At 72.4% G+C, this 22510-nt stretch carries 21 protein-coding genes; 11 read left to right on the forward strand and 10 right to left on the reverse strand.

Features of this window, described 5'->3' with window-relative positions:
• Positions 1 to 37: 37 nt before the first annotated feature.
• The 3 genes from ACIRF8_RS05805 to ACIRF8_RS05815 are packed head-to-tail and all read left to right on the forward strand — an operon-like array spanning position 38 to position 3179.
• Positions 38 to 1372, forward strand: a complete 1335-nt coding sequence (locus ACIRF8_RS05805) for a glycosyltransferase family 4 protein (protein WP_404211201.1) — start codon at positions 38 to 40, stop codon at positions 1370 to 1372.
• Entirely contained in the window at positions 1366 to 2109 is a 744-nt protein-coding gene (locus tag ACIRF8_RS05810; protein WP_404211203.1) for a class I SAM-dependent methyltransferase, read from the forward strand. Before ACIRF8_RS05805 ends, ACIRF8_RS05810 begins: the two co-directional genes overlap by 7 nt.
• On the forward strand, positions 2106 to 3179 hold the full coding sequence (locus ACIRF8_RS05815; protein WP_404211204.1) for a prenyltransferase: 1074 nt from the start codon (positions 2106 to 2108) through the stop codon (positions 3177 to 3179). The genes ACIRF8_RS05810 and ACIRF8_RS05815 overlap by 4 nt, the downstream gene beginning before the upstream one ends.
• Positions 3180 to 3197: 18 nt before the next feature.
• Here ACIRF8_RS05815 and ACIRF8_RS05820 read toward each other — a convergent pair whose 3' ends face one another.
• Positions 3198 to 3494, reverse strand: a complete 297-nt coding sequence (locus ACIRF8_RS05820) for a hypothetical protein (RefSeq protein ID WP_404211206.1) — start codon at positions 3492 to 3494, stop codon at positions 3198 to 3200.
• Between the two features lie 175 nt (positions 3495 to 3669).
• Here ACIRF8_RS05820 and ACIRF8_RS05825 point away from each other — a divergent pair, with 175 nt between their 5' ends.
• Positions 3670 to 4173 (forward strand): hypothetical protein, encoded by a 504-nt coding sequence (locus ACIRF8_RS05825; RefSeq protein WP_404212301.1) that lies wholly within the window; start codon positions 3670 to 3672, stop codon positions 4171 to 4173.
• Positions 4174 to 4198: 25 nt separating this feature from the next.
• Here the strand turns inward: ACIRF8_RS05825 and ACIRF8_RS05830 are convergent, their stop codons facing one another.
• The 5 genes from ACIRF8_RS05830 to ACIRF8_RS05850 all read right to left on the reverse strand — a co-directional run bounded on the left by ACIRF8_RS05830 (position 4199) and on the right by ACIRF8_RS05850 (position 9917).
• Positions 4199 to 5209 (reverse strand): LLM class F420-dependent oxidoreductase, encoded by a 1011-nt coding sequence (locus ACIRF8_RS05830; RefSeq protein WP_404211208.1) that lies wholly within the window; start codon positions 5207 to 5209, stop codon positions 4199 to 4201.
• Positions 5210 to 5319: 110 nt separating this feature from the next.
• Positions 5320 to 6189, reverse strand: coding sequence for a hypothetical protein (locus tag ACIRF8_RS05835; RefSeq protein WP_404211210.1), 870 nt, complete (start codon positions 6187 to 6189; stop codon positions 5320 to 5322).
• A 131-nt stretch (positions 6190 to 6320) separates the two neighbouring features.
• On the reverse strand, positions 6321 to 7349 hold the full coding sequence (locus ACIRF8_RS05840) for an N-acetylmuramoyl-L-alanine amidase (RefSeq protein ID WP_404211212.1): 1029 nt from the start codon (positions 7347 to 7349) through the stop codon (positions 6321 to 6323).
• Positions 7350 to 7370: 21 nt separating this feature from the next.
• Positions 7371 to 8048 (reverse strand): class I SAM-dependent methyltransferase, encoded by a 678-nt coding sequence (locus tag ACIRF8_RS05845; protein ID WP_404211214.1) that lies wholly within the window; start codon positions 8046 to 8048, stop codon positions 7371 to 7373.
• 126 nt (positions 8049 to 8174) lie between these two features.
• Positions 8175 to 9917 (reverse strand): MFS transporter, encoded by a 1743-nt coding sequence (locus tag ACIRF8_RS05850; RefSeq protein ID WP_404211216.1) that lies wholly within the window; start codon positions 9915 to 9917, stop codon positions 8175 to 8177.
• Positions 9918 to 10187: 270 nt separating this feature from the next.
• On the opposite strand from ACIRF8_RS05850, the gene ACIRF8_RS05855 reads away from it, so the two are divergent.
• The 4 genes from ACIRF8_RS05855 to ACIRF8_RS05870 all read left to right on the forward strand — a co-directional run bounded on the left by ACIRF8_RS05855 (position 10188) and on the right by ACIRF8_RS05870 (position 15445).
• A complete protein-coding gene (locus ACIRF8_RS05855) occupies positions 10188 to 11393 on the forward strand; it encodes a CaiB/BaiF CoA transferase family protein (RefSeq protein WP_404211218.1) in 1206 nt (401 codons plus the stop codon).
• A gap of 51 nt (positions 11394 to 11444) precedes the next feature.
• Positions 11445 to 12626: an acyl-CoA dehydrogenase family protein gene (locus tag ACIRF8_RS05860; RefSeq protein ID WP_404211220.1), complete on the forward strand. Its 1182-nt coding sequence runs from the start codon at positions 11445 to 11447 to the stop codon at positions 12624 to 12626.
• A gap of 72 nt (positions 12627 to 12698) precedes the next feature.
• The gene (locus tag ACIRF8_RS05865) at positions 12699 to 13892 is read left to right on the forward strand and encodes a lipid-transfer protein (RefSeq protein ID WP_404211222.1); all 1194 of its coding nucleotides are present in this window, start codon (positions 12699 to 12701) and stop codon (positions 13890 to 13892) included.
• 119 nt (positions 13893 to 14011) lie between these two features.
• Positions 14012 to 15445, forward strand: coding sequence for a DHA2 family efflux MFS transporter permease subunit (locus ACIRF8_RS05870; RefSeq protein ID WP_404212303.1), 1434 nt, complete (start codon positions 14012 to 14014; stop codon positions 15443 to 15445).
• A gap of 25 nt (positions 15446 to 15470) precedes the next feature.
• Here the strand turns inward: ACIRF8_RS05870 and ACIRF8_RS05875 are convergent, their stop codons facing one another.
• Genes ACIRF8_RS05875 through ACIRF8_RS05890 form a run of 4 tightly spaced genes read right to left on the reverse strand, consistent with a single transcriptional unit; the run spans position 15471 to position 19122 of the window.
• Positions 15471 to 16103 carry a response regulator gene (locus ACIRF8_RS05875; RefSeq protein ID WP_404212305.1) on the reverse strand — a complete coding sequence of 211 codons (633 nt, stop codon included), beginning with the start codon at positions 16101 to 16103 and terminating at the stop codon, positions 15471 to 15473.
• 46 nt (positions 16104 to 16149) lie between these two features.
• Positions 16150 to 17409: a sensor histidine kinase gene (locus ACIRF8_RS05880; RefSeq protein WP_404211224.1), complete on the reverse strand. Its 1260-nt coding sequence runs from the start codon at positions 17407 to 17409 to the stop codon at positions 16150 to 16152.
• A 46-nt stretch (positions 17410 to 17455) separates the two neighbouring features.
• Positions 17456 to 18172, reverse strand: a complete 717-nt coding sequence (locus ACIRF8_RS05885; RefSeq protein WP_404211226.1) for an ABC transporter permease — start codon at positions 18170 to 18172, stop codon at positions 17456 to 17458.
• The gene (locus ACIRF8_RS05890; protein ID WP_404211228.1) at positions 18172 to 19122 is read right to left on the reverse strand and encodes an ATP-binding cassette domain-containing protein; all 951 of its coding nucleotides are present in this window, start codon (positions 19120 to 19122) and stop codon (positions 18172 to 18174) included. Before ACIRF8_RS05890 ends, ACIRF8_RS05885 begins: the two co-directional genes overlap by 1 nt.
• Positions 19123 to 19415: 293 nt before the next feature.
• On the opposite strand from ACIRF8_RS05890, the gene ACIRF8_RS05895 reads away from it, so the two are divergent.
• Genes ACIRF8_RS05895 through ACIRF8_RS05905 form a run of 3 tightly spaced genes read left to right on the forward strand, consistent with a single transcriptional unit; the run spans position 19416 to position 22374 of the window.
• Positions 19416 to 20270 (forward strand): MaoC/PaaZ C-terminal domain-containing protein, encoded by an 855-nt coding sequence (locus ACIRF8_RS05895; RefSeq protein WP_404211229.1) that lies wholly within the window; start codon positions 19416 to 19418, stop codon positions 20268 to 20270.
• A 32-nt stretch (positions 20271 to 20302) separates the two neighbouring features.
• The gene (locus ACIRF8_RS05900) at positions 20303 to 21388 is read left to right on the forward strand and encodes a Zn-dependent alcohol dehydrogenase (protein WP_404211230.1); all 1086 of its coding nucleotides are present in this window, start codon (positions 20303 to 20305) and stop codon (positions 21386 to 21388) included.
• A gap of 44 nt (positions 21389 to 21432) precedes the next feature.
• Entirely contained in the window at positions 21433 to 22374 is a 942-nt protein-coding gene (locus ACIRF8_RS05905; protein ID WP_404211232.1) for a 3-oxoacyl-ACP reductase, read from the forward strand.
• Positions 22375 to 22510: the final 136 nt, after the last annotated feature.

The raw sequence follows: 22510 nt of genomic DNA on the forward strand, positions 1-22510 counted from the left end.
AGTGTCCACGGGCAAGCAGGGAGAAGGGTGGCCTGGAGTGACCGCGGAGTCGTTGCGCATCGCTCTCCTCACGTACAAGGGCAATCCGTTCTGCGGGGGACAGGGCGTGTACGTGCGGCATCTCTCCCGTGAGCTGGCCAGGCTCGGCCACCGCGTCGAGGTGATCGGCGCCCAGCCCTACCCCGTGCTCGACGAGGTCCTCGACGGCGGCGGCCCCGCCGGGCCCCTGCTCACCGAGCTGCCCAGCCTCGACCTGTACCGCAGCCCCGACCCCTTCCGCACGCCGGGGCGCGAGGAGTACCGCGACTGGATCGACGCGCTGGAGGTCGCCACCATGTGGACCGGCGGCTTTCCCGAGCCGCTGACGTTCTCCCTGCGCGCCCGGCGGCACCTGCGGGCCCGGCGCGGCGAGTTCGACGTCGTCCACGACAACCAGACCCTCGGCTACGGGCTGCTCGGCGGCCCCGCCGCCCTCGGCGCCCCGCTGGTCACCACGATCCACCACCCCATCACCGTCGACCGGCGGCTCGAACTGGACGCCGCCGCGCACTGGCGCCGCCGGATGTCGGTACGCCGCTGGTACGCGTTCACCCGTATGCAGAAACGCGTCGCGCGCCGCCTGCCGTCCGTGCTCACCGTCTCCGGCACCTCGCGCGACGAGATCGTCCAGCACCTCGGCGTCCCCGAGAGCCGCATCAGCGTCGTCCACATCGGCGCCGACACCGACCTCTTCTCGCCGGACCCGGCCGTCCCCGAGGTCCCCGGCCGAATCGTCACCACCTCCAGCGCCGACGTCCCCCTCAAGGGGCTCGTCTTCCTCGTCGAGGCGCTCGCCAAGGTGCGGGCCGAGCAGCCCGAGGCGCATCTCGTCGTCGTCGGCAAGCGCGCCGAGGACGGCCCCGTCGCCCAGGCCATCGAGAGTTACGGGCTCCAGGACGCCGTCCGGTTCGTCAAGGGCATCAGCGACCGCGAACTGGTGGACCTCGTCCGCTCCGCGCAGGTCGCCTGCGTGCCCTCCCTCTACGAGGGGTTCTCGCTGCCCGCCGCCGAGGCCATGGCCACCGCCACCCCGCTCGTCGCCACCACCGGCGGCGCGATCCCCGAGGTCGCGGGCCCCGACGGCGAGACCTGCCTCGCGGTGCCCACCGGCGACCCGGGCGCGCTGGCCGCCGCCCTGACCCGGCTGCTCGGCGACCCCGCCCTGCGCGCCCGCCTCGGCGCCGCCGGCCGCGCCCGCGTGCTGGCGCGGTTCACCTGGGCGCGGGCCGCCCAGGGCACCGCGGAGCTGTACCGCGCGGCCATCGACGCGGCCCCCGGCGTCCGCGTACGACCTCACCAGACAACTCCTCAGGAAAGCAGGGCCACGTGCTGACCGTCGACTTCACCCGCTTCCCGCTCGCCGCGGGTGATCGCGTCCTCGACCTCGGGTGCGGAGCCGGACGGCACGCCTTCGAGTGCTACCGGCGCGGGGCGCAGGTCGTCGCGCTCGACCAGAACAAGGAAGAGATCGCCGAGGTCGCCAAGTGGTTCGCCGCCATGAAGGAGGCAGGCGAGGCCCCGGCGGGCGCCACGGCCACCGCGATGGAGGGCGACGCGCTCCAGCTCCCCTTCCCCGACGAGTCGTTCGACGTCGTCATCATCAGCGAGGTCATGGAGCACATCCCCGACGACAAGGGCGTGCTCGCCGAGATGGTGCGCGTCCTCAAGCCCGGCGGACGCATCGCCGTCACCGTGCCGCGCTACGGCCCGGAGAAGGTGTGCTGGGCGCTGTCCGACGCGTACCACGAGGTCGAGGGCGGCCACATCCGCATCTACAAGGCCGACGAACTCCTCGGCAAGATGCGGGAGGCCGGACTGAAGCCGTACGGCACGCACCACGCGCACGCGCTGCACTCCCCGTACTGGTGGCTCAAGTGCGCGTTCGGCGTCGACAACGACAAGGCGCTGCCGGTGAAGGCGTACCACAAGCTCCTGGTCTGGGACATCATGAAGAAGCCCGCCCTGACCCGCGTCGCCGAGCAGTTGCTCAACCCCGTCGTCGGCAAGAGCTTCGTCGCCTACGCCACCAAGCCGCACCTGCCGACCAGGGCCAGCGGGGCCGCTGCGTGAGCAGTCCTGAACGGACCGAACTCCTCGTACTCGACGGCGTACTGACGGCCGATCAGGTCGCGCACACGGTGCGCGGGCTGCTCGCCGTGCAGCGTCCCGACGGCGCCATCCCGTGGTTCCGCCACCACCACCTCGACCCGTGGGACCACACCGAGACAGCCATGGCGCTCGACGTCGCCGGCGAGCACGAGGCCGCGGCGCGCGCCTACGACTGGCTCGCCCGCCACCAGAACGAGGACGGCTCCTGGTACGCCGCCTACCACGACGGCGACCCCGGCGACATCACCGACCGGGGCCGCGAGACCAACTTCGTCGCCTACGTGGCCGTCGGCGTCTGGCACCACTACCTCTCCACCGGCGACGACGCGTTCCTGGACCGCATGTGGCCCGTGGTGTGCGCGGCGATCGAGTTCGTCCTGCGGCTCCAGCAGCCCGGCGGCCAGATCGGCTGGAAGCGCGACGCCGACGGCACGCCCGTCAGCGACGCCCTGCTGACCGGGAGTTCGTCGATCCACCACGCCCTCAGGTGCGCGCTCGCCATCGCCGAGCAGCGTGAGGAACCGCAGCCGGACTGGGAGCTGGCCGTCGGCGCGCTGCGGCACGCGATCGGCCGTCACCCCGAGCGGTTCCTCGACAAGGACCGCTACTCCATGGACTGGTACTACCCGGTGCTCGGCGGCGCCCTGCGCGGGGCCGAGGCGAAGGCGCGGATCGAGCGGGACTGGGACCGGTTCGTCGTGCCCGGGTTCGGCGTGCGCTGCGTCGTGCCGAACCCGTGGGTGACCGGTGGGGAGAGCGCCGAACTCGCCCTCGCCCTGTGGGCGGTGGGCGAGTCCGACCGCGCGCTGACGATCCTTCAGGACATCCAGCACCTGCGGGATCCGCGGACCGGCCTCTACTGGACCGGGTACGTCTTCGAGGACCGGGCCGTGTGGCCCGAGGAGCTCACGACATGGACGGCCGGGTCCGTCCTGCTCGCCGTGGCGGCCCTCGGCGGGGACGAGGCGACCTGCCAGGTGTTCGGCGGCGACCTGCTCCCGTCGGGCGTGGCCCCGGACTGCTGCGCGTAGCCCTGGATCAGCCCCGGATCAGTGGCGGCGCAGCCGGTTCGCGACCGCGTGGCCGATGAACAGGTAGACGACCGCCGCGAGGCCGTAGCCGCAGACGACGCGCGCCCATGCCTCGTCGAAGGTGAACAGGTCGTGCGACCAGCCGGCCAGCCAGCTCGCCGCGTCGTGGACGAACTGCACCAGGTCGTTGCCCCGGTTCGCGTCCAGCAGGTACATCAGGATCCACAGTCCCAGGATCAGGGCCAGGATGTCTGCAATGATCATGACAACCCGGCCTGCTTCGCTGGTGCCTCGGTAGTTCCGGTTCGCAGACATAGGCTTCGGATGTCCCCGAATTCCGGGGGGAAACACGGACGGGCTCGCCCGGGTGGCACAGCCCGTGGAGCCGGGTGAGGCTGCCAGGAGTGCAGCCCCCCCCCGCCCCGCCCCGGAGGTACCCGAGGTGCTCGACTCTTCCCTTCCCTTCCGACGCCTGATCGTGGCCGTCCTCATGTGCGGCACCCTGCTGGCCGGCACCACCGCGTGCGGCGGTGACGACAAGAACACGACCGCCGACCCCAGCAGCTCCTCGACGGCCGAGCGGCAGAAGCTCGCCAAGACCCGGTTCGTGGCCAACGCGGGTGTCGCGGCCGGTGCCACCTACCAGTGGATCGTCAAGCCGTGGAAGGCGGGCAAGTTCAAGAAGGGTGCCGACGGACGCAAGTTCGCGCTCGTCAAGGCGGGCCTCGCGGGCGCGCTCACCTACAACCGGCTGAAGGCCGCGAAGAAGAACGCCGAGGGCGACCCCACGCTCTCCAAGGCGATCGCCCCGCTCACCACGGGCATCGACGCGCTCAAGGACCTGCCCGCCAAGCTGCGCAAGGGCGAGGGCACGGACTCGGTCGCCTCGTCCTTCGACGACATCATCAACAAGGTCAAGGGCGCGGGCAAGGACGCGGGCGCCGAGGTCAAGGACAAGGTGCCCTCGACCTCCGAACTCACCAAGGGTTCGTAAGAGTTCAGGACTTCCGGGAATCGCGCTAGGAGTTCAGCTCGGCGAGGACACGCAGGGTCTCAGGGTCCGGTGACAGGAGCAGCAGGTCCGTCACCGGGCCCTTGCGCCACAGCTCCAGGCGTTCGGCGATACGCCGGCGCGGCCCCACGAGCGAGATCTCGTCGGCGAACGCGTCCGGCACCGCGAGCACCGCCTCCTCGCGCCGCCCCTCGGCGAACAGCTCCTGGACGCGCCGGGCCTGAGCCTCGTACCCCATCCGGGCCATGAGGTCGGCGTGGAAGTTGCGGGTGCTGTGCCCCATGCCGCCGATGTAGAACCCGAGCATGGCCTTGACGGGCAGCAGCCCCTCGGCGACGTCGTCGCAGACCTTCGCCCGGGCCATCGGCGCGACCATGAACCCGTCGGGCACGTCGCTCAGCGCCGCCTCGTACGCGTCCGTCCTGGTCGGCGACCAGTACAGCGGCAGCCAGCCGTCCGCGATCCGCGTCGTCTGCGCGATGTTCTTCGGCCCCTCGGCGCCCAGCAGGACCGGCAGGTCGGCGCGCAGGGGATGGGTGATCGGCTTGAGCGGCTTGCCGAGCCCGGTGCCGTCCGCGCCACGGTAGGGGTGCGCGTGGAAGCGCCCGTCGACCTCGACGGGCCCCTCGCGGCGCAGCACCTGCCGCACGACGTCCACGTACTCGCGGGTCGCCGTGAGCGGGGAGCGGGGGAACGGCCGCCCGTACCAGCCCTCCACGACCTGCGGCCCGGACAGGCCGAGGCCCAGCAGCATCCGCCCACCGGAGAGATGGTCCAGGGTGAGGGCGTGCATCGCGGTCGTGGTGGGGGAGCGGGCCGCCATCTGCGCGATGGCCGTCCCGAGCCGGATGCGGCTCGTGTGCGCGGCGAACCAGGTCAGCGGGGTGAAGGCGTCACTGCCCCAGGACTCCGACGTCCACACCGAGTCGTAGCCCAACTCCTCGGCGGCGCGTACGAGTTCGAGGTGGCCGGGGTCGGGTCCGCGCCCCCAGTAGCCGAGTGCGAGTCCGAGCCGCATGCGCGCCCCCCCGTCGTCTGACGTGCTGTCAGTCACGTCCGCCGGGCGACTGTACGCGAAAGACCCCCCACCCGAAAGACGGGCGGGGGGCCTTCGAGGACCGCCGGGGATCAGCCGCGCTGAATGCCCGTGGTGTCCTGGAGGACGCCGCGACGGCCGTCCTGCGTCTGGGCGACGAGGCCGGGGCCGCGCTGCTCGACGGCCAGGTACCAGGTGCCGGGCGCCAGTTCGGCGATCGGCGTCGGCGAGCCGTCCTCCGCGTACAGCGGACGCGGCACCGGCACGGCGAACCAGAACGGCGAGAAGTCCGCCGCGGGCTGACCGGCCTGCGAGGACCCCGAGGCCGGAGCCGCGGCCTGCTGCGGCTGACCCTGCTGCGCACCGTACGGCTGGCCGGGACCGGGCTGACCCGGCTGCGCGCCGTAGGGCTGGCCGGGGCCGGGCTGGCCGGGCTGCTGGGCGCCCGGGTAGCCGTAGGCGCCCTGCGGCTGACCGTAGGGCGTCGGCTGCTGCGGGCGCGGGGCGCCGACGAGCGGCGCCTTCAGCGCCGGGACCAGCGGAGTGGCGAGCGCGGCGGCGGCCATGACCAGGGTGGCGACCAGGGCGAGGATCGCGCCGATACCGGCGTCGGCGCTGTCACCGCCGCCACCGAAGTTGTTGGCGCCACCGGACGGGTCGAAGATGTTGCCGAGCGCCGCCCACGCGGCGAGCACGGCGCACGCGACGCCGAACTGGCCGAGGTCCAGGCCCGCCAGCTTGCGCGGCTGGGGCAGGCCCCGGGCGACGACGATGAGAACCGCACCGATGATGCCCGCGAGGACCACGCTCATCAACAGTGGACCGCTGCCCCAGGCATTGGGGATCTCGATGCTGTCAGGTGCGTTGTCCAACGAATAGATATCGAGGAACGAGGCGATGAACAGCAACACCGCTGCTCCGATCACCACGCCGTCGCCTCGAGTGAGGGAGCGGATATTCACTTCATGGTCCTTCGTCAGTCGTCTCGTCGTCGGAGGAGGTGGCGGCGCCAGCGCGGGGGTGGCCCCTCATCGTACGGAGGACACTATCGTCCGTGTCCTGTAGGTGTCTGCCGAGATCCACAGGGTGACAGCTACCCGCGCAGGAAACTCACGATTCCCTCGGACAGGCCCTGTGCCGCCTTCTGTCGCCACGCCCCGGAGGTCAGCCGGGCCGCGTCCTGCGCGTCCCTCATGTTGCCGCACTCCACGAACACCTTGGGTACCCGCGACAGATTGAGTCCACCCAGGTCACTGCGGGTGTCCAGGCCGGTGCCGCCGCCGATGTAGTTCGACGGGGGCTCGCCCGTGACCCCGAGGAACTTGCCCGCGACCCGCTCGCCGAGGTCACGCGAGGAGGCGACGATCGGGCGGGTGTCCGCGGCGCCCGCGTGCACGGATGCGGGAAGGATCACATGGAAGCCGCGGTTGCCGACGGCGGAACCGTCCGCATGGACGGAGATCGCGGCGTCCGCCCCGGCCTGGTTGCCGATCGCGGCGCGCTCGGTGACGCAGGGGCCGAAGGCCCGGTCGCCGTTCTGCGTCAACAGCACGGTGGCGCCCTGCTGTTGGAGCAGGGCGCGCAGGCGGCGCGACACGTCGAGGGTGAACTGGGCCTCGGTGTAACCGCCGTCGGTGGAGGTGCCGGTGGTGTCGCACTCCTTGGTGCCGTTGCCGACGTTCACCGTGCGATTGATATCGGCCGGGTGCTGAAAGTTACCCGGATTGTGACCCGGGTCGATGACGACGACCTTGCCCTTGAGGGGTCCCGAGCCGCCGCCCGCCGGTTTCGTGGGCGCCTTCGGCGTGGCGGGCGGCCTCGTCGGGGACGCGGTGGACCTCGCGGGCGACGGGCTCGGCGCCTTCGCGTCCGAGTCCGACGGCGAAGCGGGCGAGGACGCCGACGAGGACTGCGCGGGCGCCGGGAGCACCTTGGGCGGTTCGCTGCCGTCCGGGCCGCTCACGACCTGCCACACCAGCCACCCCGCGAGCGCCGTCGGTACGAGCGCGGCGAAGGTGACCAGCACCGGGCGGGCACGGAACCGGCGCCCGCCGCGGCCCCGCGGGTCGTCGTCGCGGTAGAAGTCATCGAAGTCGTCCGGTTCCGGACCTGCGTAGGACACGCTCCGACCCTAACGGTGCCCTCAGATCCCCGCGCCCGTTCGGCGCAGGACGCGCAGCGAGTCGTGTTCCGAGACCTCGGTGAACGCGCCGGACTCCAGTGCCCGGAGGTACACGCGGTACGGGGCCTGTCCCGTCCACTCGTCGTGCTTGACGGGGAAGACGTCGTGGATGGCGAGCAGCCCGCCGTCGGCGACGTGCGGGGCCCAGCCCTCGTAGTCGGCGTTCGCGTGCTCGTCGGTGTGGCCGCCGTCGACGAAGACGAGCCCGAGCTCGCCGCCCCAGGCCCGCGCCACCTGCGGGGAGCGCCCGACCAGCGCGATGACGTGCTCCTCGAGGCCCGCCGCGTGCAGCGTGCGCCGGAAGGTGGGGAGCGTGTCCATGAGCCCGACCACCGGGTCGACGGTCTCCGGGTCGTGGAACTCCCAGCCGGGCTGCTGCTCCTCGCTGCCCCGGTGGTGGTCGACGGTGAGCGCCGGGACCCCGGCGGCGCGGGCGGCGTCGGCGAGCAGGATCGTGGACCGGCCGCAGTAGGTGCCGACCTCCAGGAGCGGCAGGCCGAGCGTCGCGGCCTCGACCGCGGCGGCGTACAGCGCGAGCCCCTCCCCGAGCGGCATGAACCCCTTGGCGTTCTCGAAGGCGGCGAGGACGTCGGGGGCCGGGGAGATGCTGGGGTGCTGCGTGCTCGGAGTGCTGGTCATGGCCTCATGCTGCCGTACGCGGCGCGCGGCCCGGTCGGCAGCCCGGCCCCCGCGAACGACGGGACGCGCCGCGCGGGGTGCGCGGCGCGTCCTCGACCCGGGCTGCCCGCAGCCCCTTCGCCGTCGTTACCTGACCGTCTCGGCGACCGCTTCGAGAGCCAGGTCCACGTCGACCGGCCGGTCCTCGCCGTGGTGCGTGGCGGCCGAGGCGCGCGGGGCGTGGCCGTGGGCCGTGGCCGCGAGGACGTACGAGCCGCCGGAGGGCACCGCGAGCGCGTAGCGGCCCTCGGCGTCGGTGAGCGCGGCGCCCGCCTGCCGGCCGCGCCGGTCGATCAGCGTCACCTTGGCGTGGGCGACGGGCAGGCCCGCCGGGTCCAGGACCTGGCCGCGGAAGGCGGCGAGGGCCTCGTCGGCGCGGGCCAGGTTGGCGTCCTCCTCGCTGCTGGCGCGGAGCTGCACCTGCTGGCGCACGGTGGCCGCGCGGCGCCCCGGCAGGAAGAGGGCGAGCAGGACGCCGACGGCGACGGCGCCCGTGGCGATGAGGAAGGAGACGCGGAAGCCGTGCATCGTGGGGATCGCGGCGCCGCCCACGTGGTCCGCGGTGTTGGCGAGGACCATGCCGATGACGGCCGACGACACCGATGTGCCGATGGAGCGCATCAGGGTGTTGAGGCCGTTGGCGGCGCCCGTCTCGGAGGCGTCGACCGCGCCGATGATCAGCGCGGGCAGCGAGGAGTAGGCGAGCCCGATACCGGCGCCCACGACCACCGAGATGACGATGGTCTGCCAGGCGGCGCTCATCAGGCCGAGCCCGGAGCCGTAGCCGATCGCGATGATCAGCATGCCGAGGATCAGGGTGACCTTCGGGCCGAAGCGGGCGGAGAGGCGCGCGTAGACCGGGGCCGTGAACATCATGGTCAGGCCGAGCGGCGCCACGCACAGACCGGCGACGACCATCGACTGGCCGAGGCCGTAGCCGGTGGCGGACGGCAACTGGAGCAACTGCGGCAGGACCAGGGAGATCGCGTAGAACGCGACACCGACCATGATCGAGGCGAGGTTGGTGAGCAGCACCTCGCGGCGGGCGGTGGTGCGCAGGTCGACCAGCGGCGCCTTCAGGCGCAGCTCCATCACGCCCCAGGCGACGAGCACGACGAGCGCGGCGGCGAACAGGCCGAGCGTGGTGCCGCTGCTCCAGCCCCAGTCGCTGCCCTTGGTGATCGGCAGGAGGAAGAGGACCAGGCCGAGCGAGAGGCCGATGGCGCCCGCGACGTCGAAGGTGCCCTTGGCGCGCAGCGGGCTCTCGGGGACGAAGACGAGCGTGAGGACGATCGAGACGACGCCGAGTGCGGCGGCGCCGAAGAACAGGGCGTGCCAGTCGGCGTGCTGGGCGACGAGCGCGGCCAGCGGCAGCGCGAGGCCGCCGCCGACACCGATGGAGGAGGACATCAGCGCCATGGCCGAGCCGAGCTTCTCCGGCGGCAGCATGTCGCGCATCAGGCCGATGCCGAGCGGGATGGCGCCCATGGCGAAGCCCTGAAGGGCGCGGCCCGCGATCATCACGACGAGCTGATCGGTGAAGCCGCAGATCAGCGAGCCCACGACCATGACGGCGAGGCTGGTGAGCAGCATCCTGCGCTTGCCCGCGAGGTCGCCGAGGCGGCCCATGATCGGGGTGGCCACGGCGCCGGCGAGCAGGGTCGCGGTCATGACCCAGGTGGCGTTGGAGGGCGCGGTGCTCAGCAGCTCGGGCAGGTCCTTGATCACCGGCACGAGCAGCGTCTGCATGACCGCTACGACGATGCCGGCGAAGGCGAGGACGGGGACGACACCGCCGGTTCGGCGCGTGGTGGTCGTCGGCTGGGACATGGAGAAGGGCCTCCGGAAGGCGGTCTCGGGGACGGCGAGGGTGCGCGTACGGCGGTGGGCGCGCGTGCGTCGGCGTGCGGGCAGGTTGCGTGTAAGCCGAACCTGTTTCCTCGGGCGACTATTCCGACGATCGTCGTACGAGGTCATTTCTTGACCTTTTGTTTACATGTACTCCGCGCCCGTACTTCCTGGCCCACCCTGCCCTGGACCAGGTCGGCGAAGTGACGGAAGGTGGACGCGTTCCGCCCGCCGAACCCCAGGAGAACGACCGTGCCCGAGCCCGAGACGACCCCGGCGCCGCTGGACGGCATGAAGGTCGTCGACCTCTCCAAGATCCTCGCGGGCCCCTACGTCACCATGTCCCTCGCCGACCTCGGCGCCGACGTCATCAAGGTCGAACACCCCGAGGGCGGCGACCCCACCCGCTCCTGGGGCCCGCCCTTCAACGGCCCCGACGCCACGTACTACCTCGCGGCCAACCGCGGCAAACGGTCGGTGACCCTCGACCTGAAGTCGCCCGGCGGCCAGGAGGCCGTGCACCGGATGCTCGCCGACGCGGACGTGCTGGTCGAGAACTTCCGCCCCGGCTCCTCCCTCGCCCGCCTCTTCGACCACCGCGAGCTGAGTGCCCGCTACCCGCGCCTGGTCGTCCTGCACATCTCGGCGTTCGGCGACACCGGACCCCTGCGCGACGAGCCCGGCTACGACATGGTGGCCCAGGCAAGTGCCGGGCTCATGTCGCTCACCGGCGAACCGGACGGCCCTCCGGTCAAGGCCGGTTACGCGATGGGTGACCTGGGCGCCGCCCTCTTCGGCCTCGTCGGCGTCACCGCGGCCCTCGTCGAACGCGAACGCACGGGCCGCGGCCAGTACGTCACGACGTCCCTCTACGAGTCGCAGCTCGCCCTGCACATCAACTGGGCCACCGGCTACTTCGCCACCGGCGAGCGCCCCACCCGCCTCGGCTCGGGCCACCCGAGCCTCGTCCCGTACCAGGCGTACCCGGCCGCCGACGGCCACTTCGTGATTGCCGTCGGCAACGACGCCCTGTTCCGCCGCCTGGCCGGCGCCCTCGGCCACCCGCGGTGGGCGGACGACCCCCGCTTCGCCACCAACCGCGACCGGGTCACGCACCGCGACGCCCTCAACGCCAAACTCCAGGCGGTCCTGGTCGACGAGCCGGTCGCGCACTGGATCGCCCTGCTGAAGCCGCTCGGCGTCCCCGTCGCCGCCATCCGCACCCTCGACGAGGTGTACGCCTGCCCGCAGACCGCCGCGCTCGGCATGGTGCGGGAGGTCGACCACCCGGTGGTGGGCCCGCTCCGCCAGGTCGCGTTCCCCGTCTCCTTCGGCGGCGCCCGCCCGCCCGTGCGCAGCGCCCCGCCCACGCTGGGCGAGCAGAGCCGCGACATACTCGCCGAACTCGGGTACGGGAAGGCGGAGATCGACCGTCTCCTGGACGCGCCCGAGTCCTGAACCCGTCCGACCGAACCCCCTGGAAGACCACCCTCAAGGAGCCTGAGCCCCATGCCGTTCGCCGCCCTCGACCCCGTCGACCCGCTGAACCTCGAAGCCCTCCTGACCGACGAGGAGCGGGACGTGCGCGACACCGTCCGCCAGTTCCTCGACGACAAGGTCGAGCCGCACATCGCCGACTGGTTCGAGTCCGGCGAACTGCCGGATCTGCCCGGTCTCGCCCGGGAGTTCGGCGCGATGGGCCTGCTCGGCATGCACTTGGAGGGGTACGGCTGCGCGGGCATGTCGGCCCGCGCGTACGGCATCGCCTGCCGCGAGCTGGAGGCCACCGACTCGGGGCTGCGCTCGTTCGTCTCGGTCCAGGGCTCCCTGGCCATGTTCGCCATCCACCGCTTCGGCTCCGAGGAGCAGAAGCAGGAGTGGCTGCCGAGGATGGCCGCGGGCGAGGCCATCGGCTGCTTCGGCCTGACCGAGCCCGACCACGGCTCGGATCCCGCGTCGATGACGACGCGGGCCCGCAGGGACGGCGACGACTGGGTGCTCGACGGCCGCAAAATGTGGATCACCAACGGTTCGGTGGCGGCCGTCGCCGTCGTCTGGGCCCAGACGGAGGAGGGGGTCCGCGGCTTCGTCGTGCCCACCTCCACCCCCGGCTTCTCGGCGCCGCTCATCAAGCACAAGATGTCGCTGCGGGCGTCGGTGACGAGCGAGTTGGTCCTGGACGGCGTCCGCCTGCCCGCCGCCGCCCAACTGCCGGCCGCGCGGGGCGTCGGCGCCCCGCTGACCTGCCTCAACGAGGCGCGCTACGGCATCGTCTGGGGCGTGACGGGCGCGGCCCGTTCGGCGTGGCGGGCGGCGCGCGACTACGCCGTGCAGCGCGAGCAGTTCGGCAAGCCGATCGCCGCGTTCCAGCTCACGCAGCAGAAGCTGGTCGACATGGCGCTGGAACTGCACAAGGCGACGCTGACCGCCCTCCACCTCTCCGCCCTCAAGGACTCGCCCGCAGGCGTCCACCCGGCGCAGATCAGCTTCGGCAAGCTGAACAACGTCCGCGAGGCCATCGAGATCTGCCGCACCGCCCGCACGATCCTCGGCGCCAACGGCATCTCCCTCGAATACCCGGTGATCCGCCACGCCAACAACCTGGAGTCCGTGCTGACGTACGAAGGCACCACCGAGATGCACACCCTCGCCCTCGGCCAGGCGCTGACGGGCCACGCGGCCTTCCGCTGACGGCCTTCCGTTCGGTGCTCCCTCCTGCCAGTATCTGACGCCTCGTCAGCTACCGGCAGGAGGCGGTCCGTCATGAGGTCGTACATCGTCGGCGTCGGCATGACCAGGTTCGAGAAGCCCGAGAGCGGCGACCGGCAGTACTGGGACATGGCGAAGGAGGCGGGGGTCGCGGCGCTCGCCGACGCGGGCATCACCTACGCGGACGTCCAGCAGGTCCCCGTCGGCTACTGCTTCCAGACCTCCACGGCGGGGCAACGAGCCGCCTACGAACTGGGGTTGACCGGCGTCCCCGTCTACAACGTCAACAACAACTGCGCGACCGGTTCGACCGCGCTGATGCTGGCGCGGCAGTTCGTGGAGGGCGGGGCGAGCGACTGCGTCCTCGCGCTCGGCTTCGAGAAGATGAGGCGCGGCGCGCTCGGCGGCGGCGCCGACGGCGGGGACTTCGCCACCTCACCCGTCGCCCGGCACTACGGCATCATGGCCGCCCGGCACGGCTTCGAGGCGACCCCGCCCACCGCCCAGATCTTCGGCGACGCGGCGCGCGAGCACATGGAGAGGTACGGCACGACCGAGGCGCAGCTCGCGGCGGTCGGCGCGAAGAACCACCGCCACTCGGTCCACAATCCGTACGCGCAGTTCCAGGACGCGTACACGGTCGACGAGGTCCTCGCCGCGAAGACGATCCACCGGCCGCTGACCCGGCTCCAGTGCTCACCGACCTCCGACGGCGCGGCGGCGGCCGTCGTCGTCTCGGAACGCTTCGTCGCGGAACGGGACCTCGGGGAGCGGGCCGTCGAGATCGTGGCCCAGGCGATGACGACGGACACGCGGGAGTCGTTCGCGTCGGGCTCGTGCATCGACGTGGTGGGGCAGCCGATGACGCGGGAGGCGGCGCGCCAGGTGTACGCGAAGGCGGGGCTCGGCATCGAGGACGTCGACGTCATCGAGCTCCACGACTGCTTCTCGGTCAATGAACTCCTGACGTACGAGGCGCTCGGCATGTGCGAGGCGGGCGACTCCGGCAAGCTCGTCGAGTCGGGCGCGACCACGTACGGTGGCCGCTGGGTCGTGAACCCCTCCGGCGGCCTCATCTCGAAGGGCCACCCGCTCGGCGCCACCGGCATCGCCCAACTGGCCGAACTGACCTGGCAGTTGCGCGGCGAGGCCCAGGCCCGTCAGGTGCCCGGGGCCCGGATCGGTCTCGCCCACAACATCGGCCTCGGCGGCGCGGCGGTCGTCACGCTGGTGTCGTCCGGGACCTAGGTCCCGAGGCGTATGACCTCCGCCCCATGTCCCGTGCACCTAAATTCTGATGTACGGGGTGCCGATGGGCTGCGACCATGACACTCATGCCGCAGACCTCATCCGACACCGCCACCGACATGGACACCGATACCGAGACCCCGCCCCGCGCGGGCCTCCGCGCCCGTACGCCCGCGCCGCCCGCCTGGCTCGTGGTGGCCGTGGCGTGTGCCGGGCAGTTCCTCGTCGTGCTCGACGTGTCCGTCGTGAACGTGGCCCTGCCGTCCATGCGCGCCGACCTCGGGCTGAGCGCGACCGGACTCCAGTGGGTCGTGAACGCGTACTCGATCGCGTTCGCCGGGTTCATGCTGCTGGGCGGACGCGCGGGCGACCTCTTCGGGCGCAAGCGGATGTTCCTGGTCGGCCTCGGCCTGTTCACCCTCGCCTCCCTCGTGGGCGGCCTCGCGCAGGACGACTGGCAGCTCCTCGCGGCGCGGGCCGTCCAGGGGCTCGGCGCCGCCGTGCTCGCCCCCTCCACCCTCACCATCCTCACCTCGGCCGTCCCGGAAGGCGCGGCGCGGGCCCGGTCCATCGCGACCTGGACCGCCGTCGGCGCGGGCGGCGGCGCGGCCGGCGGACTGGTCGGCGGCGTCCTGACCGAGGGCCTGAACTGGCGCTGGGTCCTGCTCATCAACGTGCCCCTCGGAGTCGTCGTCCTCGCCGCCGCCGCCCGCTGGATCCGCGAGTCCAGGTCCGGTGGCGAACGCCGGCTCGACCTGCCGGGCGCCCTCCTCGTGACGGCGGGTACCGCCACCCTCGCCTACGCCATCGTGCAGACCGAGGCGGAGGGCTGGGGCGCCCCCGCGACGCTGGTCCCGCTGGCCGTGGCGCTCGCGCTGATCGCCGGGTTCCTCGCCGTCGAAGCCCGTACGCGTCTGCCGCTGATGCCGCTCGGCCTGTTCCGGGTGCGGTCCGTGGCGGCGGCCAACGCGGCGATGTTCGTCTGCGGCATGGGCAGCTTCGCCATGTGGTTCTTCATGACCCTGTACGCGCAGAACGTGCTCGGCTACAGCCCCGTCGAGGCGGGACTGGCCCTCGTGCCCAGCTCCCTCGCGGTGGTCGCCGGGTCGAAGATCGCGCCGCGCCTGATGCCGAGATTCGGGTCGCGGAACGTCGCCGTGGCCGGGGTGATCGTCACCGCCGCCGGATTCGGCTGGCAGTCGACCATGACCGCGGACGGCTCCTACGTCACCACGATCATGCTGCCCGGCATCGTGATGATGGCCGGGGCCGGGTTCGCGATGACGCCGCTCGCGTCGCTGGCGACGTCCGGGGCGGCGCCGGGGGACGCCGGGCTCGTCTCCGGTCTGATCAACACGAGCCGCACCCTCGGGGGCTCCCTGGGCCTCGCGATCCTGTCGACCGTCGCGGCGAGCCGCTCCGCGGGCGCGGCGGACCCCTCGGCGCTGACCCGGGGATACGCGGCGGCGTTCCTCTGCGGAGCCGGGATCCTCGTGCTGGCGGTCGTGGTGCTGCTGGTGTGGATGCCGGGCCGGCGCGCCACGGCGGACTGAGAGCCTGTCGTTGCGACGCGGGGCGCTACAGCCACCCCTGCTGACGGGCCTCGCGAAACGCCTCCGTGCGATTGCGGGTGCCCGTCTTGCCGATCGCCGACGAGAGGTAGTTGCGGACCGTCGACTCCGAGAGGTGCAGCTTCCCCGCCACGTCCGAGACGGTCGCCCCCTCCGCCGAGGCCCGCAGCACATCCGCCTCCCGCGCCGTCAACGGGTTCGGCCCCGCGCTCAGCGCGGCGGCGGCGAGCGCCGGGTCGACGACCGTCTCGCCGCGCAGCACCTTGCGGATCGACTCGGCCAGATCCTCCACGGGCCCGTCCTTGACGAGGAACCCCGCGGCGCCCGCCTCCATCGCCCGGCGCAGATACCCGGGCCGCCCGAACGTCGTCAGGATCAGCACCCGGCAGTCCGGCACCTCGTCGCGCAGATCGGCGGCGGCGTCCAGACCACTGCGCCCGGGCAGCTCGATGTCGAGGAGCGCCACGTCGGGGCGGCACTCCAGCGCCTTGTCGACGATGACATCACCGGCCGCGACCTGCGCCACGACCTCCATGTCCGGCTCCAGACCGAGCAGCAGCGCGAGCGCCCCCCGCATCATTCCCTGGTCCTCCGCGAGCAGGAGACGTACGCTCCTGGCCGGCCGATGGTCCTGCGGCATCTCTGTCACGGGGGAAGATTACGTGGCCACACCCCGCCCGGCCTCCTCAGACACTCTCCGCCGGCGCCGCGTCCAGGGACGACTCCGGCTCCCCGGCGGGCAGTTCGGCCCGGACCACGAAGCCGCCGCGCGCGCCGGGTTCCGCCTCCAGGGAACCGCCGGCCGTCGCGAGTCGCTCGGCGAGGCCCTTGAGTCCGGTGCCGCCGATCCCCGGGGTGGTCACCGCCGCCCCGCCCGCCCCGTCGTCCGCGACCCGCAGCCGCACCCTCTCCACGGTGCCCTCGACCGAGATCGTGCACGTGGTGGCCGCGCTGTGGCGCACCGCGTTCGTCACCGCCTCGCGCACCACCCAGCCGAGCAGCGCCTCCGTCTGTGCCGAGAGCGGCGGACCCGACTGGCGGACGACCGGCTCGATCCCGGCCGCGGTGAGGGCCGAGCGGGCCCGGTCCAGCTCGGTGGCGAGGCTGCCCTCCCGGTACCCGGTGACGGCCTCGCGGATCTCGGTGAGCGCCTGCCGCCCCACCGCCTCGATGTCGGAGATCTGTTCCAGTGCCGCGTCCAGGCGGCTCGGGGCGAGCCGCCGCGCCGCCTCCGACTTCACCACGATCACCGACAGGGTGTGGCCGAGCAGGTCGTGCAGGTCGCGGGAGAAGCGCAGCCGCTCCTTCTCCACCGCCCGCCGCGCCAACTCCTCGCGGGCCGCCCGCAGTTCCCGTACCGCCTCGGACAGGGAGAGGATCGCCGCCGTCACCATCATCGACAGGAACGTGCCGTACACGACGCCGACCGCGTCCCAGCCCTCCTTCAGGCCGGACACCAGCCCCGCCAGGGCGGTCAGCGCCAGGCCGATCCTGCCGAGGTGCGGGCCGCGGACGATCGCCCCCGCCGCGAGCCCGAGCAGCGGGAAGAACGCCACCCAGCTCCCGCCGAAGCCGCCGACCAGGGCGCAGGTCAGCACCGTCATCAGGGCGAGCGCGAGCCGCGTCGACGCCGCGTTGCGTGTCCTGTGGTGGAAGGCCCGGAACACCACGTAGATGTAGAGCGAGTTGAAGGTCAGCAGACCGAGGGCGCCGAGCCACGGGTTGCCGGTCTTGCCCTGCACGATGTTCGAGAAGGCGCCCATGCCCATCAGCAGCCACGGCAGCAGCGCGAAGCCGGTGGGCGGCGGGCCCAGCTCCTCCGGCGGCCGGCCGTGCTCGCCGCGCGCCCGGCGCTCCGCCTTCACCCGCTCGTGCTCGGCCTTCCACTCGGCCCGCGTCGCGCGCAGTTCCTGGAACCGCCCGTTGACCTTGCTCCAGCAGGACATGCCCGTCACTTTCCGATTCCCCCGTCATGCGTTCGGCCGTGCTGTCTCAGACCGTGCGCGCGGACCTGCGGTAGGAGACCACGGCGTACGAGCCGAAGGCCAGCAGCCAGCAGCCGAGCACGGCGAGGGCCGCGAGGGAAGGGGCGTGTCCGTCGGCGACCGCCGTGCCGAGCTGCGCGAAGCGGTTGGTCGGCGTGAAGGACGAGACGTTCCGTAGCCAGGCCGGGAACAGTTCCACCGGGAACCACAGCCCACCGATCACCGCGAGGCCCAGGTAGCAGAGCATGTTGATGCCGCCCATGGCCTGCGAGGTGAGCCGGTAGCCGTTGCCGAGGCCCAGCATCGTGAAGGGCAGCGAGCCCGCCCACAGCAGCAGCGCGACGGCCGGCCACTTCCAGGCGTCCATCCGTACGCCGTTGACGAGGGCGCCCGCGAGCAGCACCGCCGAGATCGCGGGCAGCACCGTCACCGCCCCCGTCAGGGCCCGTCCGAGCACGCCCTGGCGCGGCGACATCGGGGTGATCCGGAGCTGCCGCAGCCAGCCGATCGCCTTGTCCTCGGCGACCCCGGCGCCCGTGTTGAGGGCCGCGCCGAGCGCTCCGTACGCGGCCATGCCGACCATGGACGCCGTCTTCCAACTGCCGTCCACCGGACCGATGTTGGTGAACAGCAGATACATCATCACCGGCATCGCGATCGTGCCGATCACGAACTTCCCGTCCCGCAGGGTGCGCCGCACTTCGAGTACCAGGTAATCCCACATCACACACGCTCCAGGTCGCGGGGGTCCGCGGTCAGCGCCATGAAGGCGTCGTCGAGGGAGGCCGGGGCGACCTCCAGGTTCCGTACGGCGTCCATCGCGGCCAGCGCCCTGACCGTCGCGTCGGAGTCGTCGGTGCGCAGCCGCGCCCGGTCGCCGCGGATCTCCACCGACAGGACGCCCGGCAGCAGCGCCAGCCCCTCGGAGCCGCGCCCCGCCAGGTCGAAGCAGACCAGGCTGCCGCCGCCCGCCCGGCGCAGCTCCTCGCCGCTGCCGTCGGCGACGACCCGGCCGCGGTCGATCACGACGATCCGGTCCGCGTTGGCGTCCGCCTCCTCCAGGTAGTGCGTGGAGAACAGGACCGTGTGCCCGCGCCGTGCGAAGGCCCGCATCGAGGCCCAGAACGCGTGCCGCGCCTCGACGTCGAGCGCGGCGGTCGGCTCGTCGAGCACGATGAGCGCCGGGTTCCCGGCCAGCGCCACGGCGAACCGCACCCGCTGCGTCTGCCCGCCCGACAGCTTGTCGACCCGGCGCCCGGCCAGCTCCTCGATCCCGGCGAGGCGCAGCGCCTCCCGTACGTCCATGGGCGCCGGGTACCGCCCGGCCACGAAACCGACCAGCTCGGCCACGGTCACCCGGGGCACCGCCCGGCCCTCCTGGAGCATGGCGCCGACCCGCCCGGCCCGTACGGAGTCGCGCGGCGCGGCACCGAACAGCTCCACGCGCCCCTCGTCCGGGTCGTCCAGGCCGAGCAGCAGCGCGATGGTGGTGGATTTGCCCGCGCCGTTGCGGCCGAGCAGGGCCACCGTCTCGCCGGCCGCGATCCGCAGGTCGAGCCCGTCGACCGCCCGCACGTCCCCGAACGCCTTGACGGCCCCCGTGAAGGACACGGCCGCCTGTGTCGCGCCCGTCGGCCCTGCCGGTCCCGTCGTGCTCGTTGTCCTCGTCGTCATGGCACCGACGCTACGGACCGGGGGCCGTGCGGCGGCAGATGCGCATGTCCACACCTCGCCGGTACAAATGTCATGTCCGGCGCCCGGCAGCGCATCTGACGTTTCGTCAGAAGTCCCGGCCCGTGCCCTTCCCAAGCCCTCCGCTCTTGGCTATACATGAGGATCGCCGGGCGGAATGAAACAGGTTCTAGAACCGGCCCGCGACGACCTCGGTGCGGCCGACGGTGCGGACGGCCGCACCGAGGTCTTGACCGGCCCGACCAGCTCGCCCTGTGTGAGGAGCGCCCTGCCCCATGCCCATCGACGCCGCGAAGGCCGTAGCCGCCGAGCCCCGGACCGCCGAGATCACCTGGGGCCACAAGGACGTCCAGCTCTACCATCTCGGCCTCGGTGCGGGCACCCCCGCCACCGACCCCGGCGAGCTGCGCTACACCCTGGAGTCCAGGCTCCAGGTCCTGCCGAGCTTCGCGACCGTCGCGGGCGCCGGAGCGGCGATGATGGGCGGCCTCGCCGCACCCGGCATCGACGTGGACCTCGCCCACGTCCTGCACGGCGGCCAGACCATCGAACTGCACCGCCCCATCCCCGTCGAAGGGACGGCGCGTACGACGGCCAGGGTGGCCGCCGTGTACGACAAGACCAAGGCCGCCGTCATCGTCCTGCGCACCGAAGTCGCCGACGCCGACGGCCCGTTGTGGACCAGCGACGCGCAGATCTTCGTCCGCGGCGAGGGCGGGTTCGGCGGACAGCGCGGACCCTCCGCCCGCCCGGAGACCCCCACCCGCGCGCCGGACCACACCGTCGACCGGCCCGTCCGCGAGGACCAGGCCCTCCTCTACCGCCTCTCCGGCGACTGGAACCCGCTCCACGCCGACCCGGAGTTCGCGAAGCTCGCCGGGTTCGACAGGCCGATCCTGCACGGCCTGTGCTCGTACGGCATGACGCTCAAAGCCGTCGTCGACACGCTCCTCGACGGCGACGCCTCCCGCGTCACCCGCTACGCCACCCGCTTCACCGGCATCGTCTTCCCCGGCGAGACGCTGCGCATCCGCATGTGGCGGGAGCCGGACCGGGTGCGGGTCACGGTGGTGGCCCCGGAGCGCGACGAGGCCCCGGTCCTGGCCGACACCGTCATCGACCACCGCTGAACGACCTTCGCCACGCAAAGGAGCCGCACGCCATGCGAGCAGCCGTACTGCACGAGACAGGCCAGGACAAACTCGAGGTCCTCGACGACGTCGAGGCGGTCGGCTTCGGCCCGGGGAAGGTCCGGATCCGGGTACGGGCGACGGGCCTGTGCCACTCCGACGTCTCCGCCATGAACGGCGTACTGCCGCAGCCCGCCCCGTTCGTCCCCGGGCACGAGGGCGCGGGCGAGATCGTCGAAGTCGGGGAAGTCGGCAAAGGGGTGCGTAATCTGACGCCCGGTCAGCGGGTGCTGGTCTGCTGGCTCCCGGCATGCGGCACCTGCCCGGCCTGCAAGCGCGGACAGACCCAGCTCTGTCTCGCCGGGTTCATGAACGCGGGCACCCCCAACTTCAGGCGCCCCGGCGGTGACGTGTTCGGTTTCGCCGGTACCGGCACGTTCGCCGAGGAGGTCGTGGTCGACGCGGGATGCGCCGTCCCGATCCCCGACGACGTGCCCTTCGACATCGCGGCGCTCATCGGCTGCGGCGTCACCACCGGGCTCGGCGCGGCCATCAACACGGCCGACGTGCGGTCCGGTTCGTCGGTCGCCGTCATCGGCTGCGGCGGCGTCGGCATCTCCGCGATCCAGGGCGCCCGGCTCAAGGGTGCCGCGCAGATCGTCGCCGTCGACCCCGTGACGTCGCGGCGCGAGGCGGCCCTGCGGTTCGGCGCGACGGAAGCGGTCGACCCCGACGGGCTCGCCGACGCCAAGCGGCGGATCACGGCGGACGAGGGCTTCGACTACGTCTTCGAGGTCGTCGGCAAATCCGCCACGGCCCGCGCCGCGTACGAGGCCACCCGGCGCGGCGGCACCCTCGTCGTCGTCGGTGCCGGCGCCATGGACGACCACCTCCAGCTCAACATGTTCGAGCTGTTCTTCGACGAGAAGCGCATCCTGCCCTCGATGTACGGCGGCGGCGACGTGCTGCGGTCCTACGAGCGCGCCATCGCCCTGTGGCGGGCGGGCCGCATCGACCTGGAGTCCCTCATCACGCACCGGATCCCTCTCGCGGAGATCAACGAGGCCCTGGACCAGATGCGGACGGGTTCCGCCCTGCGGACGTGCATCGAGCTCTGACGAACTCCACTCAACCGGGGCGAACCGACAAGGAGCCGCATCACATGTCTACGCCGCTCAAGGGCCGCACGGCCGTCGTGACCGGGGCCGGGCGCGGGCTCGGCAGGGCCGAGGCGCTGGAACTGGCCCGCCTCGGCGCACACGTCGTCGTCAACGACTACGGCAGGCCGGGCCGGGACGGCACCGGCGGGTCCGACGCCACCCCGGCCGAGCTGGTCGCGGAGGAGATCCGCGCGAAGGGCGGCGCGGCCACCGCGCACTGCGGCGACGTCGGCGATCATCAGCAGGCGGCCGAACTCGTCCAGTTGGCCGTGGATACGTACGGTTCCCTGGACATCCTCGTCAACAACGCCGGGATCCTCCGCGACCGCATGATCTTCTCGATGACCGAGGACGAGTGGGACTCGGTGATCCACGTCCACCTCAAGGGCCACTACAACACCACCCACTTCGCCTCCCGCCACTGGCGCGAACGCGCCAAGGCGACCGGCGGCCCCGTCTTCGGCCGCATCGTGAACACCTCCTCCGAGGCGTTCCTCGCGGGGTCGGCGGGCCAGCCCAACTACGCGGCGGCCAAGGGCGGCATCGTCGGACTGACCACGTCCACGGCGCTGGCCCTCGCCAAGTACGGCGTCACCACCAACGTCATCTGCCCCCGCGCCCGCACCAGGATGACCGAGGACGTCTTCGCCGGGTTCGCCGAACCCGCCGAGGGCCTCGACCCGCTCGCCCCCGAACACGTCGCCCCGCTCGTCGGCTACCTCGCCTCACCCGCCGCCGCGCACGTCAACGGCCAGCTCCTCGTCGTGCACGGCGGCATGGTCGCGATCGTCGAACGACCCCGGGTACGGGCGAAGTTCGACACCGCCAAGGACGTGTTCACCTACGAGGAACTCGACGCGCTGCTCACCCCGCACTACAAGGACCGCCCCCCGGGCGAGACATTCGCCGCGACGGACGTGCTCGGCCTCGCCCACGACGGCTGACCCCGTCGCTCCAGCCCCCTGGGAACCATCCCGCCCGTCTGCCGGCTTTCCCCGTTCGATCCCGGACTTCCGACTTCCGTGACGCAACGGCGCGTTCTGTCCTCGCCGACCTGATGCCCCGAAGACGCTCGCCGGG

Origin of the sequence: Streptomyces sp. NPDC102406 (genome assembly GCF_044765725.1) — a bacterium.
Lineage (GTDB): Bacteria > Actinomycetota > Actinomycetes > Streptomycetales > Streptomycetaceae > Streptomyces.

Bases quoted from the DNA above. Each gene is read 5' to 3' on its own strand.
- ACIRF8_RS05885 (WP_404211226.1), bottom strand. From the start codon at position 18,172: ATGTGGGATTACCTGGTACTCGAAGTGCGGCGCACCCTGCGGGACGGG.
- ACIRF8_RS05850 (WP_404211216.1), bottom strand. From the start codon at position 9,917: ATGTCCCAGCCGACGACCACCACGCGCCGAACCGGCGGTGTCGTCCCC.
- ACIRF8_RS05820 (WP_404211206.1), bottom strand. From the start codon at position 3,494: ATGTCTGCGAACCGGAACTACCGAGGCACCAGCGAAGCAGGCCGGGTT.
- ACIRF8_RS05830 (WP_404211208.1), bottom strand. From the start codon at position 5,209: ATGCGGCTCGGACTCGCACTCGGCTACTGGGGGCGCGGACCCGACCCC.
- ACIRF8_RS05875 (WP_404212305.1), bottom strand. From the start codon at position 16,103: ATGCCGCAGGACCATCGGCCGGCCAGGAGCGTACGTCTCCTGCTCGCG.
- ACIRF8_RS05870 (WP_404212303.1), top strand. From the start codon at position 14,012: ATGGACACCGATACCGAGACCCCGCCCCGCGCGGGCCTCCGCGCCCGT.
- ACIRF8_RS05880 (WP_404211224.1), bottom strand. From the start codon at position 17,409: ATGTCCTGCTGGAGCAAGGTCAACGGGCGGTTCCAGGAACTGCGCGCG.
- ACIRF8_RS05890 (WP_404211228.1), bottom strand. From the start codon at position 19,122: ATGACGACGAGGACAACGAGCACGACGGGACCGGCAGGGCCGACGGGC.
- ACIRF8_RS05905 (WP_404211232.1), top strand. From the start codon at position 21,433: ATGTCTACGCCGCTCAAGGGCCGCACGGCCGTCGTGACCGGGGCCGGG.
- ACIRF8_RS05845 (WP_404211214.1), bottom strand. From the start codon at position 8,048: ATGACCAGCACTCCGAGCACGCAGCACCCCAGCATCTCCCCGGCCCCC.
- ACIRF8_RS05865 (WP_404211222.1), top strand. From the start codon at position 12,699: ATGAGGTCGTACATCGTCGGCGTCGGCATGACCAGGTTCGAGAAGCCC.
- ACIRF8_RS05900 (WP_404211230.1), top strand. From the start codon at position 20,303: ATGCGAGCAGCCGTACTGCACGAGACAGGCCAGGACAAACTCGAGGTC.
- ACIRF8_RS05825 (WP_404212301.1), top strand. From the start codon at position 3,670: ATGTGCGGCACCCTGCTGGCCGGCACCACCGCGTGCGGCGGTGACGAC.
- ACIRF8_RS05895 (WP_404211229.1), top strand. From the start codon at position 19,416: ATGCCCATCGACGCCGCGAAGGCCGTAGCCGCCGAGCCCCGGACCGCC.
- ACIRF8_RS05860 (WP_404211220.1), top strand. From the start codon at position 11,445: ATGCCGTTCGCCGCCCTCGACCCCGTCGACCCGCTGAACCTCGAAGCC.